Source organism: Tardiphaga sp. GW822-FHT04G09 (genome assembly GCF_058800725.1).
Map to the genome: position 1 here is coordinate 113,279 of NZ_JBXAMO010000007.1, position 14,756 is coordinate 128,034.

16 protein-coding genes, 1 tRNA gene and 1 pseudogene are annotated in these 14,756 nt (G+C 61.8%); 7 read left to right on the plus strand and 11 right to left on the minus strand.

Features of this window, described 5'->3' with window-relative positions:
* Nucleotides 1-5: 5 nt before the first annotated feature.
* A complete protein-coding gene (locus tag AC1RLZ_RS14920) occupies nucleotides 6-263 on the minus strand; it encodes a hypothetical protein (protein WP_371426222.1) in 258 nt (85 codons plus the stop codon).
* A gap of 12 nt (nucleotides 264-275) precedes the next feature.
* Nucleotides 276-518 carry a hypothetical protein gene (locus AC1RLZ_RS14925; protein ID WP_493189223.1) on the minus strand — a complete coding sequence of 81 codons (243 nt, stop codon included), beginning with the start codon at nucleotides 516-518 and terminating at the stop codon, nucleotides 276-278.
* Between the two features lie 70 nt (nucleotides 519-588).
* On the opposite strand from AC1RLZ_RS14925, the gene coaD reads away from it, so the two are divergent.
* From coaD to tgt, 6 genes are all read left to right on the plus strand, one after another.
* The gene (gene coaD, locus AC1RLZ_RS14930) at nucleotides 589-1,086 is read left to right on the plus strand and encodes a pantetheine-phosphate adenylyltransferase (protein WP_493189224.1); all 498 of its coding nucleotides are present in this window, start codon (nucleotides 589-591) and stop codon (nucleotides 1,084-1,086) included.
* Between the two features lie 26 nt (nucleotides 1,087-1,112).
* A complete protein-coding gene (locus AC1RLZ_RS14935) occupies nucleotides 1,113-1,682 on the plus strand; it encodes a peptidylprolyl isomerase (RefSeq protein WP_493189225.1) in 570 nt (189 codons plus the stop codon).
* Nucleotides 1,683-1,690: 8 nt separating this feature from the next.
* Nucleotides 1,691-2,131 (plus strand): UCP034077 family protein, encoded by a 441-nt coding sequence (locus tag AC1RLZ_RS14940; protein WP_493189351.1) that lies wholly within the window; start codon nucleotides 1,691-1,693, stop codon nucleotides 2,129-2,131.
* Nucleotides 2,107-2,574 (plus strand): peptidylprolyl isomerase, encoded by a 468-nt coding sequence (locus tag AC1RLZ_RS14945; protein WP_089264447.1) that lies wholly within the window; start codon nucleotides 2,107-2,109, stop codon nucleotides 2,572-2,574. The genes AC1RLZ_RS14940 and AC1RLZ_RS14945 overlap by 25 nt, the downstream gene beginning before the upstream one ends.
* A gap of 88 nt (nucleotides 2,575-2,662) precedes the next feature.
* A complete protein-coding gene (queA, locus tag AC1RLZ_RS14950; RefSeq protein WP_493189226.1) occupies nucleotides 2,663-3,745 on the plus strand; it encodes a tRNA preQ1(34) S-adenosylmethionine ribosyltransferase-isomerase QueA in 1,083 nt (360 codons plus the stop codon).
* Complete coding sequence (gene tgt / locus AC1RLZ_RS14955; RefSeq protein WP_493189227.1) at nucleotides 3,742-4,875, plus strand: tRNA guanosine(34) transglycosylase Tgt; 1,134 nt, start codon at nucleotides 3,742-3,744, stop codon at nucleotides 4,873-4,875. Before queA ends, tgt begins: the two co-directional genes overlap by 4 nt.
* A 110-nt stretch (nucleotides 4,876-4,985) precedes the next feature.
* Here the strand turns inward: tgt and lpxD are convergent.
* Nucleotides 4,986-6,031: pseudogene (gene lpxD / locus AC1RLZ_RS14960) on the minus strand (UDP-3-O-(3-hydroxymyristoyl)glucosamine N-acyltransferase).
* A 387-nt stretch (nucleotides 6,032-6,418) separates the two neighbouring features.
* A complete protein-coding gene (locus AC1RLZ_RS14965) occupies nucleotides 6,419-6,637 on the minus strand; it encodes a hypothetical protein (RefSeq protein ID WP_493189228.1) in 219 nt (72 codons plus the stop codon).
* Nucleotides 6,638-6,981: 344 nt separating this feature from the next.
* Between AC1RLZ_RS14965 and AC1RLZ_RS14970 the strand changes: the two genes are divergently transcribed.
* Nucleotides 6,982-7,221, plus strand: a complete 240-nt coding sequence (locus tag AC1RLZ_RS14970; protein ID WP_068730761.1) for a BrnA antitoxin family protein — start codon at nucleotides 6,982-6,984, stop codon at nucleotides 7,219-7,221.
* Nucleotides 7,222-7,245: 24 nt separating this feature from the next.
* Here the strand turns inward: AC1RLZ_RS14970 and AC1RLZ_RS14975 are convergent, their stop codons facing one another.
* The 7 genes from AC1RLZ_RS14975 to AC1RLZ_RS15005 form a co-directional block, all read right to left on the minus strand.
* On the minus strand, nucleotides 7,246-8,673 hold the full coding sequence (locus tag AC1RLZ_RS14975; protein ID WP_493189229.1) for a caspase family protein: 1,428 nt from the start codon (nucleotides 8,671-8,673) through the stop codon (nucleotides 7,246-7,248).
* Between the two features lie 129 nt (nucleotides 8,674-8,802).
* Nucleotides 8,803-9,681, minus strand: coding sequence for a DMT family transporter (locus AC1RLZ_RS14980; protein ID WP_493189230.1), 879 nt, complete (start codon nucleotides 9,679-9,681; stop codon nucleotides 8,803-8,805).
* Between the two features lie 224 nt (nucleotides 9,682-9,905).
* Complete coding sequence (locus tag AC1RLZ_RS14985; RefSeq protein ID WP_493189231.1) at nucleotides 9,906-10,403, minus strand: hypothetical protein; 498 nt, start codon at nucleotides 10,401-10,403, stop codon at nucleotides 9,906-9,908.
* Nucleotides 10,404-10,424: 21 nt separating this feature from the next.
* Nucleotides 10,425-10,784, minus strand: coding sequence for a hypothetical protein (locus AC1RLZ_RS14990; RefSeq protein ID WP_371426205.1), 360 nt, complete (start codon nucleotides 10,782-10,784; stop codon nucleotides 10,425-10,427).
* Nucleotides 10,785-10,973: 189 nt separating this feature from the next.
* Nucleotides 10,974-11,561, minus strand: a complete 588-nt coding sequence (locus AC1RLZ_RS14995) for a formyltransferase family protein (protein ID WP_493189232.1) — start codon at nucleotides 11,559-11,561, stop codon at nucleotides 10,974-10,976.
* Between the two features lie 73 nt (nucleotides 11,562-11,634).
* Nucleotides 11,635-11,709, minus strand: a tRNA-Lys gene (locus tag AC1RLZ_RS15000).
* A gap of 191 nt (nucleotides 11,710-11,900) precedes the next feature.
* Nucleotides 11,901-14,570, minus strand: coding sequence for a glycosyltransferase (locus AC1RLZ_RS15005; protein WP_493189233.1), 2,670 nt, complete (start codon nucleotides 14,568-14,570; stop codon nucleotides 11,901-11,903).
* Between the last annotated feature and the right edge of the window lie 186 nt (nucleotides 14,571-14,756).

Genomic DNA, 14,756 nt, shown 5'->3' on the forward strand with positions numbered 1-14,756 from the left:
GCCGCTTAGCGACGCTCAGTGGTTACCAGGCGGGCTTCCCGGACGGTGATCGTCTTGCTGGCTGCGTTACGCAGGCAGGAGGCCTCGAAGTTCGGCCAGGCCTGCTCGGAGCAGTTGCGACCTGCCGTGTGGATGTCCAGGCGGTCGGCCTTGGCGAGGGCCACCGGCACCGACGCCTCGACCTTCGGGGCGAAGCCCGGCAGAACGGTGAGGGCGGCTGCGATGAAAGCTGCGACGGCAACTGCTGAGAGAGTCTTGATCATGACGGTCCCCTGTCATTCGGGCCGTTTTGGCCCGGTTTGTTTGTCGCTTCCTGTGCTTGCCTGATTAATCAGACCCGGTTTCAAGAAGTTGTCGTGTCCGGGCAAAGTGGTTTCATCCGGCCCGGCTTGTGTGTCGTCCGTACGCGCCTGACGACACATGAGGCCGGAAAGCCCAATGTTTTCAGTATCGTCGCTGCGTACCCAGTAGACGCGCTGACTGGCCTTCCGGTTCGAGGCAGCAGCAAAAATAAACATCAGCCATTCGACCCCGGTGGATGGAACCAAGTCGGCTTGCAGCTCGAACGGGGGCGGGGTAGGAGGGGGAATGCCCCGTATCGCGCTTTATCCCGGTTCATTCGATCCCGTCACCAATGGCCATCTCGATGTGGTCCGCCATGCCGTGGGCCTGTGCGACAAGCTCGTGGTCGCGATAGGCGTCCACCCTGGCAAGAAGCCTCTGTTCTCCACGGACGAGCGGCTGGAGATGGTGAAGCAGGTGTTCGGACCGCTGGCCTCAGCCGCCGGCTGCGAATTTGACTGCACGACCTATGACAATCTGACCACCACACTGGCGCAGCAGCTCGGTGCGACCATCATGATCCGCGGGCTGCGCGACGGCACCGATCTCGATTACGAGATGCAGATCGTCGGCATGAACGAGACCATGGCGCCGGATGTGCAGACGGTATTTCTTCCGGCCTCAGTCAGTGTCCGCCCGATCACCGCCACACTGGTCCGGCAAATCGCCGCGATGGGCGGCGACGTTTCGGCTTTCGTTCCGGACGCGGTCGCCGAGAGCCTCAAGTCCAAATTCGCCGGTTGACCGGCTTTCTCTGATCCGGAGTTTCCATGATCCGTATAGTCGCACTTGCTGCCGCGCTGATGTTCGCGGCTCCCGCTTTCGCGCAGGCTCCGGCAGCACTTCCGGCTGGCGTCGACAAGGCCAATTCGGTTGTGATCGACACGACAAAGGGTCGGATCATTATCAAGCTGCGCACCGATATCGCCCCGCAGCACGCAGAGCGCATCAAGCTGCTCGCCCGCGAGGGCTACTATAACAACGTGCCGTTCCACCGCGTGATGGATGGCTTCATGGCGCAGACCGGCGACGGCAAGAACTTCAACGGTACCGGCGGGTCGAAGTATCCGAACCTGCAGGCCGAATTCTCGCAGGTGCCGTTCAAGCGTGGCGTGGTCGGTATGGCGCGCGCCGGCGATCCGAACTCGGCCAATTCACAGTTCTTCATCATGTTCGCTGAAGGCTCGTCCCTGAACGGCAAGTACACCGTGGTTGGCGATGTCGTCGCCGGCATGGACGTTGTGGACAAGCTGAAGAAGGCGCCTCCCGGTTCGGCCAGTGGCGCCGTGACCGACCCTGACAAGATGGTCAAGGTCCAGGTCGCTTCTGACATCAAGTAAACACCATGATGCCGCGATGCAGGGTCATTGCTCTGCTCGCGGTATCATTGCTGTCCGGAGTCCTTCAGGCGCATCCGGCGTCGGCTCAATTTGACGCTGTCAGCACCCTGGAGGGCATGTTCGGAAAGCTGAAAGCATGCTGGCAACCGCCGGCATTGCCGAGAGGCCATCCGGGCATGGAAATCACGGTGCTGTTCAGCCTGACGCGCTCCGGTGAACTTCTCGGAAAGCCGAGAATTACCTTCGAGACGCCGGGGGCCTCCGAGGCCGACAGCGTTGCCTATCGAACGGCTGTGATGGAGACATTGCAACATTGCACGCCGATGCCATTTACCGGGGGCCTGGGCGACGCGGTCGCTGGACGCCCCTTCCGACTGCGGTTTGACGACCGCCGAAACCAACCCAAACCAGTAGAGAGACGAGCATGGCTGTTACCGAGAATACTTTGATCCTTGAAACCACCCAGGGTCCCGTCACCATCGAGATGCGCCCGGATCTGGCCCCGGGCCATGTCGCCCGTATCAAGGAACTGGTGCGCGAAGGCTTCTACGACGGTATCGTGTTCCATCGCGTCATCGACGGCTTCATGGCGCAGACCGGCTGTCCGCAGGGCACCGGCACCGGCGGCTCGGGCAAGAAGCTGAAGGCGGAATTCAACAACGAACCGCACGTGCGCGGCACGCTGTCGATGGCTCGCGCAGCCAGCCCGGATTCCGGCGACAGCCAGTTCTTCATCTGCTTCGACGACGCGTCCTTCCTCAACAAACAGTACACTGTCTGGGGCAAGGTCACCGAGGGCATGGAGAACGTCGACAAGATCAAGCGTGGCGAGCCGGTGCAGAACCCGGACAAGATCGTCAAGGCGCATATGGCTGCCGACGCGGCTGCCTGACATCAGCTGTCATCTCCGGGGTAACCCGGGTGTCCGTTTCACGAATTGATGGATTGCCGGGCTATGCCCGGCAATGCCATTTAGAGCAATGCGTACCGATATCTTCGACTTCGAACTTCCTGCCGAGAACATCGCATTGCGGCCCGCCAGCCCGCGGGATGCTGCGCGGTTGCTTGTGGTTCAGCCGGGTCTAGATGTGCAGGACCACGTCGTCGCCGATCTACCGAACTGGCTGAAGCCCGGCGATCAGCTTGTGGTCAACGATACCAGGGTCATCTCGGCGCAACTCGCCGGCCGTCGTATTGGCCGCGAGACCGAACCGAAGATCGATGCGACGCTGATCAAGCGCCTCGATGGTTCGCGCTGGCAAGCTCTGGTCAGGCCCGCCAGGAAGCTCGCCGAGGGCGATATGGTTCGCTTCGGCAATGAGGGCCGCGTCTGTCTGCTCGGCCATCTCGATGCTGTCGTCGAACACAAGGGTGAGGCGGGCGAGATTACGCTGTCATTTTCGTTTCATGGCCCGGCGCTGGATCAGGCCATCGCCGAACTGGGTGCGCCGCCGCTGCCGCCTTATATCGCTGGAAAGCGCGCGCCGGACGAGCGTGACGTTGCCGACTATCAAACCATGTTTGCCGCTAATGACGGGGCCGTTGCCGCGCCCACTGCGGGATTGCACTTCACGCCGGCGCTGGAAGCCGCCCTGAAGGCGCGCGGTGTCGGCCTGCATCGCATCACGCTGCATGTGGGGGCCGGGACGTTCCTGCCGGTGAAGGTCGACGACACCGCCGAGCACAAGATGCATTCCGAATGGGGCACGATCTCGCGCGCAACGGCGGATGCGCTGAACGCCGCGCATGCGGCTGGCGGACGCGTCGTTGCCGTCGGCACGACCTCGATGCGTCTGCTAGAAAGCGCGACGTCTGAGGACGGCATTATTCATCCGTTCGCCGACGAGACCGCGATCTTCATCACGCCGGGCTATCGTTTCCGCGCCGTCGACATCATGCTCACCAATTTCCATCTGCCGCGTTCGACGCTGTTCATGCTGGTCTCGGCCTTTGCCGGCATGGATACGATGAAGCAGGCCTATGCCCATGCCATCGCGACCGGCTATCGTTTCTATTCATACGGCGACGCCAGTCTGCTGTTTCGGGACACACGCAATCAATGACCGTCGCCAATCACTTCGAACTGCTGCGCACTGATGGCACGGCACGCGGGGGCCTGCTGACGACGCCGCATGGCGTGGTTCGCACGCCGGCCTTCATGCCGGTGGGAACGCTTGGCGCGATGAAGAGCCTGCACTGGCGCGATGTGCGCGATGCCGGTGCCGATATCGTGCTCGGCAATACCTATCATCTGATGCTGCGTCCCGGCGCCGAACGCGTCGCGTCGTTCGGCGGCCTGCAAAAATTCACCACCTGGAACGGGCCGATGCTGACCGACTCCGGCGGCTTCCAGGTGATGTCACTGGCGCAGCTGCGCAAGGTGACCGAGCAGGGCGTCACGTTCCGCTCGCATATCGACGGCGCCAAGTTCGAATTGACGCCAGAACGGGCCATCGAGATCCAGCGGCTGCTGAATTCTGACATCGCGATGCAGCTCGACGAATGCGTGCGGTTGCCAGCGGAGCATGCTGATATCGACCGCGCCATGCAGCTGTCGCTGCGCTGGGCCGAACGCTCTAAGCGCGCCTTCGAGACGGCGCCTGACGGCTATATGCTGTTCGGCATCGCGCAGGGCGGCGATGTGCCCGCACTGCGTCGCGCCAGCGCGCATGGCCTCATCGACATCGGCTTCCACGGCTATGCGATCGGTGGTCTCGCGGTCGGCGAGCCGCAGGCAGTGATGCTGGCAATGATCGAGGAGGTGGTTCCGATCCTTCCCTCGGACCGGCCGCGTTATCTGATGGGCGTCGGCACGCCGGACGACATGCTGGAAGCGGTGGCGCGCGGTGTCGACATGTTCGACTGCGTGATGCCGACACGGAACGGTCGTCACGGCATGGCCTTCACACGCTATGGCCAGATCAATATGCGCAATGCACGGCACCTGGACGATCCGCGGCCGTTGGATGAAGAGAGCGCCTGGCCGGCCGCGCGCGACTATTCGCGCGCCTATCTGCATCACCTCGTGCGATCAGGCGAAACCCTGGGCGCGATGCTGCTGTCGGAAATCAACATCGCCTATTACCAGAGCCTGATGCAGGGTATCCGCACAGCCATCGAGGCCGGAACGTTCGAAGAATTTCGGGCGCATACGCGTGAGTGCTGGGCACGCGGTGACATTCCGCCGCGGTAACCGCGCGTCGCGTGTGGAGAAAACACTAACCTGTCCATCAACCTGTCAAAAACCGGTCTTTCAGGCGTTTCATAAACCGCCCCTTTGACAAATTCTGGCGGTTTGCAGGTTCATCGATCGCTTGTCTCGCGGTAACCGGCCGCAAGCATTTCCATGGCTTTGTATTGCCGGAAAAACCTGCGGCTGGGACGGGCTGGGAATCCTGCCCACCGCTCTCCTGCGGGCACGTCGCGCGTGACGCCGCTTGCACCGGCTATCTGTGCGCCGTTGCCAATCGTCAGATGAGGAGCAATTCCAGTCTGGCCGCCTATTGCAACAAACTCCCGAGAGTTGCGGACCCGGCAATTCCGACTTGCGCGGCGATGAGGCAGTGCCTGCCAATCGTCACGTTATGGGCGACTTGTACGAGGTTATCGAGTTTCGTTCCTTCGCCGATAAACGTGTTACGGGTTGACCCGCGATCGATGGTCGTGTTTGCGCCTATTTCGACGCAGTCCTCAATAATGACGCCTCCGACCTGGAGAATTTTTATATGTCCGCCTTTATCGGGCACGAATCCGAAGCCGTCCTGCCCGATTGATACGCCTGGGTGGACAATGACGTGATTGCCAACAGTAGCGTGCGCAATGATAGCGCCGGCGCCGACTGAGCTATGGCTTCCGATGGTTACGTCTGGACCGATCACGACGTTTGACCCGATATAAGTGCGTTCACCGATCTTGGCCCGGGGACCGATCACTGCGCCGGGATCGATGGTAACCCCGCAATCGATGATGGCCGAAGCATGAACCGTGGCGTTTGGCGAAATGCCGACGGTCTCGAAAAGTGACCCCGGGATAGCCGCCCCGGGATAGAGCAAGGCGAGGATCCTTGAGTAAATCAAATACGGCTGAGGTGTGACAAAAGAGTAGGTCTCCTCTGGAACGGATGCGCTGAAGCGCGGGGAGACGAGACAAGCGCCCGCATTCGTCTGCCTCAAGGCCTCAAGATACCTGTGATTGTCCATATAGCTTAGCTCGCCGCGGCGCGCTGTCTCTAGCGCTGCTCCAGCCGAAATGAGGAAATCCTTTGTAACAAAAAGCAAGCCCGCGATGCCCGCGACCTCACTTGCGGTGATCGTACGCTTAGGCACGAAGAAGGGAATTTGACCGGTCATGACCGACTCCAGTGCGGGTATCCCCTCGACCCGAGAGACGGCTTCTCCGCTGTAGACCCGATAGCTGGTTACCACGGCTTGGGAACGTCAGAAATGGCGAAGGTGTGACTGCGGCGTGGTCGTTACTTGGTGCACGCGTGACGGTGCAAATCGTTTGCGCAGATCGCTGACCTAGACGCGTGCCGATGCTGCGCCGAAGCGGACGCCGGTCGAGACGATATGCTGAGCCTCGGCGCGAGCGGCTGCTTTTGTTTGGAGCGTCAATGACGCATGGGCGAAACTGGCAGCGTTCGCCTTACTGGGCGTTTTGGTTGTGCCATTCGCGTCGAAAACAGCCCTCAACGGGCAAGCAGAGGCGCGGAGAATGTAATAGTTCCGCGAACAGTGCTAGTTGTTGCAGGCGATCCGGCGAAAGGCGTGCTCGGTCACGAAGCCATAACCGCAGGTGTCGCAGGTCCACAGATAGCTGACGACATCGTCGGTGAGAAAGGCCGACGCTTCGGCTGCAATCATCGAGTCCGCACAAACGGGACAGGTCGGAAGATCGCTGCCGCGCGGCGCGGGATGGGACGTTTTGGTCGTACGGACTTCAGCTGATGCTGACATCGTGACCTCCTTCGTCGTCTCATCGGACATGACACGATCCTAATCCGATTTGTTTGACCGTGTCGCAACACAAATGCGTTGCTTTGAAGTTTTTTAAGTCGCGCTTGTTTGTGCCGCAGCGCGGTCACCTTTGTGCGATGCCACGTGCGTCACAAAGAATGCGCCTGTTACGATGAATGACATTTGTAAAATTTGCCGACATTACCGGCCGTGCGGCAGAGGTGTGTAGCTGCCACATCGCGCCCTTGGGGCGGACGCATCTTCGGCGACACCGTGGAAGCGATTGTGCAGCCGCTCAGCCGGCGCTATCTCTCGATGGAAACGTTGGAAGGAATCTGACCCCGATGGCACAGCCCCCGCGACGCCCGCGCACGCTCCAAGATGCCCGTACCGAGGCGGAGGCAGCGTTCAAGAAGACAACCACGAAGCCGGTCGAGGCGCCGGTCGCCAAGGCCGCCGTTCCCGGCGTGCGCGAGCTGGTGTCGCTGCGGATCGATCAGGACGTGCTGGAATATTTCCAGCAGGACGGGCCGGGCTGGCAGGACCGCATGAATGACGCGCTGCGCAAGGCGGCCGGCAAGTAGCCGGCCGCTTCACAGATCGCGGGCCTAGCGGTTAAGGAAGCCGCCGACAACGCCGCCGATGAAGCGGCCGGGACCGGCGGGATCGATGGCCGGGGCGGGGGCGGGCGCGGCCTGGCGCCGGACCACGGGCGCTTCCTCATAGGTCTGCTGTTGCACCTGGCGGCGCACCGGCTGCACCGGCTTCGGTGCAAGCGCCGGTTCCTCGACCAGGGTCACGGCCTCGGTGAGCAGCGCGGCGTGCTGCACCTTGTTGAGATAGCCCGATGTCGGGTAACCGCGGGCGGCTTGCCAGCGCGTGATCACGGCCCGGGTCGTCGCATCGAAGCTGCCGGTGGGCTTGTTGTCGAAGCCAAGGCCGTTGAGGCGGCGCTGCACGTCGCGGCGCTTGACCTTGTCGAGGCCGATCTTGTCCTCGGTGAGCTGATTGGCTTCCGCGGTAAACACGGCCTTGTCGACGCCCGGAGCGGCGTTACGCGGCGCCGTCGCGGCTTCCTGCAGCGCGGCGATACGGGCAAGAGCGAGCGGCTTGAACTGGCCGTTCGGATACATGGAGATGTAAGCGTTCAACTCCTCCGGCCGGTTCGAGTCCTTGATCGAGCGCCAGAACTCAAGCTCCACGTCGGAGCCGGCGGTGGCGGCCGCGGGCATGGTGGCCGCGGCGACCGCGACCTGCGCCTGCACGTCCGGGTTGAGATAGACCGCACCGATGAGGTTGGTGTGGCCCCAGGGCAGCTGACCCTTGTTGGTTTCTTCCTGTACCTGCGCGCGCACCTTGGTCATGGCCTGCTGGATCTCGGCGCCGGGCGTGGTGATGTTGTTGAGCAGCGCGCGGGTGAATGGGCTGTTGCTTCCGCTCTTGCCGTCCAGGGCGGTCTGGCCGGGGCTCGTGGCGAATGCGATCAGCGTGCCTTCGCCGGATTTCATCTCCGCAAGGCCGGACGATACCGCGACGCTGCGCGTGGCAGATCCGCTGGAGCGGATCTTGGCGGCAAACGGATTGTCGCGGCAGGCGTCGAGGAACACGAGCTTCACCTTGGCGTCGCCCATGGTCTGGTCGAGCGTGGTCTCGACATTGATCGCAGCGCCGAGCTTGACGTCCATCTCCGACTTCAGATTGGCATCGATCGGCAGAAGGTAGTTGATGTTGTTCACCGAGATGCCGTGGCCGGCATAGAAAAACACCGCGACATCGGCGCCCTGCGCCTTGCGGCCGAAGTCGAGCAGCTTTTCGGTCATGCCGTCGCGCGTCAGGTTCGATCCTTCGATGACGTCGAAGCCGACATTGCGCAGCGCGCTCGCCATGGCCTTCGCGTCGATCGGGGGGTTCGGCAGCGTGTCGACATTCTTGTAGTTGCCATTGCCGACGACAAAAGCGACTCGCTTGTCGGCGAGCGCCGCATCAGCGCTGAACAGGACGGACAGTGCAGACAGAGCAAAAGCGAAATGGCGCACGATACGATCTCCCCCACGAATCCGGTCATTCGACCATCGGCATGGCGAGAAATTATCAACTGCGGGCGCTCGCCAAAATGTCTGGACGCGCACTTGGCGAATAAAATCGAAAAAGTGGAACCTGATGCGTCAGGCTGTCGCACGCCTCGGCGGTCGATCGGTGCTGAGCAGGTTCAGCGTGTTTCCGGCGAGAATGAGAGCTGCACCGAGCAGCGTGAATATGTCGAGCTGTTCAGAATATAGTAACCATCCGATAGTGGCGCTGAGCGGCACGCGCAGGAAGTCCATCGGTACGACCACCGTCGCATCGGCATAGAGCATCGCGCGCGCCATGCAGAAGTGCGAGAACGTGCCGCAGAAGGCGACCACGATCAGCCAGCCCCAGACATAGGCCGATGGCCACTGCCAGGAATAGAGGGCGGGGACAACGCCGGCGACCGACTGCACCACGATCATCCAGAAGATGATCTTCAGCGCACTGTCGGTCCGCGTCAGCGACTTGATCAATGTGATCGATATGCCGAAGCCGAACGCAGCGGCCAGCGCGATCAGCTGGCCGGGATTGACGACCCCCGTGGTCGGGCGAACGATGACGATCACGCCGATCAGGCCGAGCACGATGGCGACGATCTTCCAGAGCGTCATGCGCTCGCCGAGAAAGAACGCCGCCATGATCGCGATCCAGATCGGCATGGTAAACTCGATCGAGACGAGTTGGCTCAGGGGAATGAGTGTAAGTGCGTAGAACCAGCCGAGCTGCGCGCCATAATGCACGAGGTTGCGCGATACATGCGCCAGCGGCCGCGTGGTCTTCATGGCGCGAAAACCGCCATTGAAATACAGGATCGGCAACAGCATGACGAAGCCGAAGACGGATCGGATCTCCATCACCTGAAAGACGTTGAGTTCGCGCAGCGTCTCGCGACCGCCTATGGCGACGAACAGCATCAGAAGCAGCCAGCCGGACATCCACAGCGCGGCGCGGGCCTTCGAAGGGGGGCGATCCATAATCCCGGAGAACCAGTTTTCTTGCGCTGCGACGATTCAGGCAGCGATGTCAGCCTTACAGACAGGCTCTATCGGCGACATCGCCGGGCTTTGCAACGGACGAATCCGGTGGGGCTGCGTTGCGGCGGGTGGTACCGGACGCTCTTTGGCAGAGGGCATAGAGGCAAAACAAAACCCCGGCTGTTTGAAACAACCGGGGTTCGAATTCCAGGCGTGCGGAACGATTAGCTGCGGCTGAGCGAAATGCTGGCGCCCCTGAACTGGCCTTCGGAAGTGATCGAGACCTGCTGCTTGTTGCCGGTCGTCGTCAGGATCAGCTTCGCGCTGAAGGCCGGCGAGGAAACATCAACGTTGAACCTGCCGGCGCTGGCCCGGCCCTCGAGGGAACCTGTCACGCCGCGGGTGGTTTCCGCCCAGTTGCCCGAGAGCTCGCCGCCTCTGGATTTCACATCGCTCTTCAGCTCGAACTTGTAGCTGTCGCTGGCGCAGAGCAGGGACTGGTTCAGCCCCGTGCCGTCGCCGCTCACGGCATAGGTCGCCTTGCAGCGAATGCGCTCCTTGGAGCCGTCCTCGAGCGAGATCGTCCCGTTGCCCGACCACACACCGGCCATACCGGCAAACGGCGCTGACTGGGCATAGGCCGCCGCGGACGTCAGACCGAGCGCCGCGCAGAGCACCGCGGTCCGAACGAGCGAACGCGGGGAGATCGAGGTAGGCTTCATGGGGGCATTCCTGGTTGGGGATTACTGACGCGAAGCTTCCCACCGACCGCTGCAGGGGACGCCGCCCGAGGCGCCGTTCCACTTGCCCGATCCGGTGTTGCCGGACAACTGGCCATTGGCGAAAGCGGGTCCGATCGATACGCGCACGGTGCCTTCGCGGCCAACCTTGCCGTTGACGTCGGCGCCGGGCGCAGTGATGCGGCCTTCGGTGACGGTCAGCGGATAGCGGGCCGTCGGCTCGCAGCTGCCGGTCTTGGTAACAATGGTCACGTTCCAGAGCCCGTCATAGGCATTGTCGGCTGCGAACGAAGGGGCCGAAATCAACGCCGTGCTGGCAATCAGCGAAGCGCACAAGGCGGAACGGATGCGGTCAAAACGCATTAAATCAAATCCTCAATGTTGTGATGGCCACCTTATTGGGAAGTAATGTGTCCAAAATTTGCTGCGTTGCCGCATAGGCCCAAAACAACTCAGGGAACGCAAGCCGCGACGGGCAAATTGGTTCCCTTTATCGACAGATTTGGTTGATTTGGGTGGGTTCGGGGCCTTTTTAACCAGTTTTGGAGACTTCTAGGCCAGTTTTGGCGCGTTGGTGGCGAACTGCTCGTCCTGGTAAGTCGCGGGCAAGCGCTTGTGGACGATCGCGAAGTCCACGACTTCGCCGAGCAGCTTGAGGCCCAGCGGCGCCAACGCGCGCTCCCAAAGTTCGCGGGCGGTTTCGCCTTTTTTCACGAAGCACCATTCCTGCGCGGCGATGGCGCCACCGTCCATGACATCGGCAAGGTGATAGATGGTGCCGCCGGCGATCGGATCGCCTTCCTTGACGGTCCATTCCACCGCAGCGATGCCACGGTGACGGGGCAACAGTGACGGATGGTAGCCAATACCGCCAAGGCTGGCGGCGGCGAGCGCATCCTTGCCAATGCGGGCGTGGCTGTGGGCGGTGATGATCAGCTCAGTGCCCTCGGCGATCTCGGAGGCCACGACGAGCTTCGGATTGGCCTGCACTTTCACCGGGATGCCGGCGGCCTTGGCGGCTGCGGCCAGACGGTCCTCAGCATCCGCAACCACCACGGACACGATCTCGACATCGTGGGTCCGAAGCATATCGAGGGTCGTGACGCCGAAGTGTTTGGAGCCGACGAGGGTAATCCGCATGTTCGATTGTCCGGTGTTCAGAGGCTGAAGATGTCGTGAAAACCGGAAGCTCCGGCGTGGTTCATTGCGGTGATGGTGGGCGGGGAGGGGATCGAACCCTCGACCAGTCGATTAAAAGTCGAATGCTCTACCACTGAGCTACCCGCCCTAAAGTGCCGTATTGACGAAGCTAATCGGAAGAAACCGAGCCTTGCGGGGCGCGGTGAGGTCGGTCAGCCGCGGCCGCGATGGCGCCCGCAATGCAGCGTATCGCGTGACCGGCTGTGTAAAAGGCGGGTCCGCCGGGGTCAAGGGCGGGGCTCGATGTTATGGACATGAACTGCGCCCCATCGGTGCGGTTCAGCTCGCTTTGCGTTGGGCCTCGGGATGGGACACGTCGATCGGCGGCATCGCCACCGGGCGAAGCCCGATCAGCTCGGCCGTGCGCACCGTCGTGTTGCGCCACCACTGGAAGTCATTGGCGCGCGAATTCTCCAGGATGGCGATCATCACCGCCGACAGGAACGGCAGGCTCTGCAGCACCAGCACGCCGGCGAAGATGTAGATCTCGGTGACCTGCTTGGAGTTGTTGGAGAACACCAGCACGCCGCAGCTGATCAGCAGCAGCACGCCGATCACGGCTTCCCAGAACGCCTGGAATTCGATCGACATGCTCGACTTGCCGCCCTTCGACGTCACGGTGAAGGGCAGATGATCCTTGATCAGGCCGTCGGCAACGGCGCGCGACACGGTCCATTGCACCGACATGGCGGTGATCATGGCGCCCAGCATCTGCCACAGGCCGATCTTCACGCGCAGCCGGTACAAGACGATGAAATGCGCCAGCGAAATCACGAAGGAGGCGATGATCGGCAGCGTCAGGATCTTGTCGGGGATGGCGATATTCGCGAAGGCGATGATCGGCACCCAGATGATGTTCAGGATTGCCACCACGACGCCGAGGCTTTCGGCGCCGAGCCAGTTCAACCAGCCTATGCCGAATTCGCGCTTCTGGTCCTGCGTCATGCGGCTCGCACCGGGCAGGAAGCGACGCCAGTGCTTCTTGATGATCTGGAAGCCGCCATAGGCCCAGCGATGGCGCTGCTTCTTGAACGCCTCATAGGTGTCCGGCAGCACGCCGTAACCGTAGCGTTCCTTGGTGTAATGCGTCAGCCAGCCATGCTGCATGATGGCGAGACCGAGATCGCTGTCCTCGCAGATCGTGTCGCCGGCCCAGCCGCCCGCCATGTCCATCGCCGAACGACGAATGAGGCACATGGTGCCGTGAACGATGATGGAGTTGGTCTCGTTGCGCTGGACCATGCCGATATCGAAGAACCCGGCATATTCGCCGTTCATGATGTAGTGCATCAGCGAACGGTCGCCGTCGCGGTGGTCTTGCGGCGCCTGCACGAGACCGACGCGCGGATCGTTAAAGGCAGGGACGAGATCCTTCAGCCAGTTCGGCTCCACCACATAGTCGGCGTCGATGATGCCGATGACCTCGGCATCTGCTGCCGTGCGATCCATGGCGATGCGCAGGGCGCCGGCCTTGAAGCCTTCGACCTTCTCCGCATTGATGAAGATGAAGCGTTCGCCGAGCATGCGGCAATGATCCTGGATCGGCTGCCAATAGGCCGGATCCGGCGTGTTGTTGATGATCACCACGCATTCGAAATTCGGATAGTCGAGCCGGGCGACCGCGTCCAGCGTCAGCTTCAGCATGTCCGGCTGTTCGCGATAGGCCGGAATGTGGATCGATACCTTCGGGTATTTCTGCTCGGCGTCCGCAGCGGCACGTAGCCTTTCGCTGCGTTCGGCCGTCAGCAGCCGCAATGGCTTCTGGCCGAAGGCGATGGCCGCAATCTCTTCGATCCGCGCCAGGGCGATCAGGATCAGCGGGATCAGCAGGATGCAGCCGAGAGTAAGGGCGAAGGCCGATCCCCAGACGAAATAGTGGGTCTGCTGATAGGCAAAGATGGTTGCGGCCCAGGCGCCAACGGCGTTGGCTGCGGTCGAGAGCACGAGAGTCTGGATCGCCGTAGCGCCAACGATCTGCAGGATCGGCAGCGACAGCAGGATGCCGACCAGGAGCGCAATGCCGGCGTTCTTCCAGTGGTCGGGGTTCACGACCGGACCGGTCCAGGGGAATTTCGGCTCGCGGTCGGCGTTGAGCACGCCCCAATAAGGACCGACGCCGCCTTCGAAAAATTTCCAGGGCTGATCGATGGCTTCGACGATGTTGTAGTCCATGCCGATCGCTTCGGCGCGGGTCACAAAATTGCGCAGCACGACGGCCTGCTTGAATGGGCCGGGAATGGCATTGCGCAGATTATAGCCCTCGCTCGGCCAGCCGAATTCGGCGATCACGATGCGCTTGCCGGGAAAGGTCTCGCGCAGCACGCCATAGAGATGCACGGCCTGGTCGACGGCCTGCGTGTCGGTGAAGTTTTCCCAATAGGGCAGGATGTGCGCGGCGATGAAGTCCACCGACGAGGCGAGCTGCGGATTGTCGCGCCAGATGTTCCAGATTTCACCGGTCGTGACGGGAACGGTGACCTGGCGCTTCACCCGGCGGATATATTCGACGAGGTCCTCGAGCTTGAGTTCATCGCGATACAGCGTTTCGTTGCCGACCACGATGCCGATGACGTTCGGATTCTTCTTCGCCAGTTCGACGGCTGAGGCGATCTCGCGCTCGTTGCGATCGGCGTTCTTGTCGATCCAGGCGCCGACGGTGACCTTGAGGCCGAACTCGTTGGCGATGGCGGGCACCATTTCGACGCCGCCGGTCGACGAATACAGACGGATCGCGCGCGTGATCGTCGACAGTTTCTTGAGGTCGGCGCGAATCTTCTCGACGGTCGGAATGTTGTCCACGTCGGGATGCGCCGTGCCCTCGAACGGCGCATAGGAGAGGCTGGGAATCATACCCTTGAAATCGGGAGCTTCCTGCTTCTCGCGCAATACGCCCCACAGGGCGGCATGAACGGCGGTCACAAACAATAAGACGGCGACGACAGCGCGCATCGCAACTGAACCATAACGGGGCGAGCGTGGCCGGGAAGCGGACCCGTCCCCGAGGTCCGACCAGTACAACGGTAACGGAGACTATATCCGCCACACAAATTAACAACTCAACCGCTGCCGTGGCGTTTTGAGGGCGGCAGCATAATCAAAGCCCGATTATGCGCCGGAGGCTGAACGCCGCCTGAA

Excerpts from the sequence above, each read along its gene's own strand:
- AC1RLZ_RS14970 (WP_068730761.1), top strand. The coding sequence starts at position 6,982 with ATGGCACAGCCCCCGCGACGCCCGCGCACGCTCCAAGATGCCCGTACC.
- AC1RLZ_RS14990 (WP_371426205.1), bottom strand. The coding sequence starts at position 10,784 with ATGCGTTTTGACCGCATCCGTTCCGCCTTGTGCGCTTCGCTGATTGCC.
- AC1RLZ_RS14935 (WP_493189225.1), top strand. The coding sequence starts at position 1,113 with ATGATCCGTATAGTCGCACTTGCTGCCGCGCTGATGTTCGCGGCTCCC.
- AC1RLZ_RS15005 (WP_493189233.1), bottom strand. The coding sequence starts at position 14,570 with ATGCGCGCTGTCGTCGCCGTCTTATTGTTTGTGACCGCCGTTCATGCC.
- AC1RLZ_RS14920 (WP_371426222.1), bottom strand. The coding sequence starts at position 263 with ATGATCAAGACTCTCTCAGCAGTTGCCGTCGCAGCTTTCATCGCAGCC.
- AC1RLZ_RS14985 (WP_493189231.1), bottom strand. The coding sequence starts at position 10,403 with ATGAAGCCTACCTCGATCTCCCCGCGTTCGCTCGTTCGGACCGCGGTG.
- AC1RLZ_RS14965 (WP_493189228.1), bottom strand. The coding sequence starts at position 6,637 with ATGTCAGCATCAGCTGAAGTCCGTACGACCAAAACGTCCCATCCCGCG.
- AC1RLZ_RS14995 (WP_493189232.1), bottom strand. The coding sequence starts at position 11,561 with ATGCGGATTACCCTCGTCGGCTCCAAACACTTCGGCGTCACGACCCTC.
- AC1RLZ_RS14925 (WP_493189223.1), bottom strand. The coding sequence starts at position 518 with ATGTTTATTTTTGCTGCTGCCTCGAACCGGAAGGCCAGTCAGCGCGTC.
- coaD (WP_493189224.1), top strand. The coding sequence starts at position 589 with ATGCCCCGTATCGCGCTTTATCCCGGTTCATTCGATCCCGTCACCAAT.
- AC1RLZ_RS14945 (WP_089264447.1), top strand. The coding sequence starts at position 2,107 with ATGGCTGTTACCGAGAATACTTTGATCCTTGAAACCACCCAGGGTCCC.
- queA (WP_493189226.1), top strand. The coding sequence starts at position 2,663 with ATGCGTACCGATATCTTCGACTTCGAACTTCCTGCCGAGAACATCGCA.
- AC1RLZ_RS14980 (WP_493189230.1), bottom strand. The coding sequence starts at position 9,681 with ATGGATCGCCCCCCTTCGAAGGCCCGCGCCGCGCTGTGGATGTCCGGC.
- AC1RLZ_RS14940 (WP_493189351.1), top strand. The coding sequence starts at position 1,691 with ATGCCGCGATGCAGGGTCATTGCTCTGCTCGCGGTATCATTGCTGTCC.
- tgt (WP_493189227.1), top strand. The coding sequence starts at position 3,742 with ATGACCGTCGCCAATCACTTCGAACTGCTGCGCACTGATGGCACGGCA.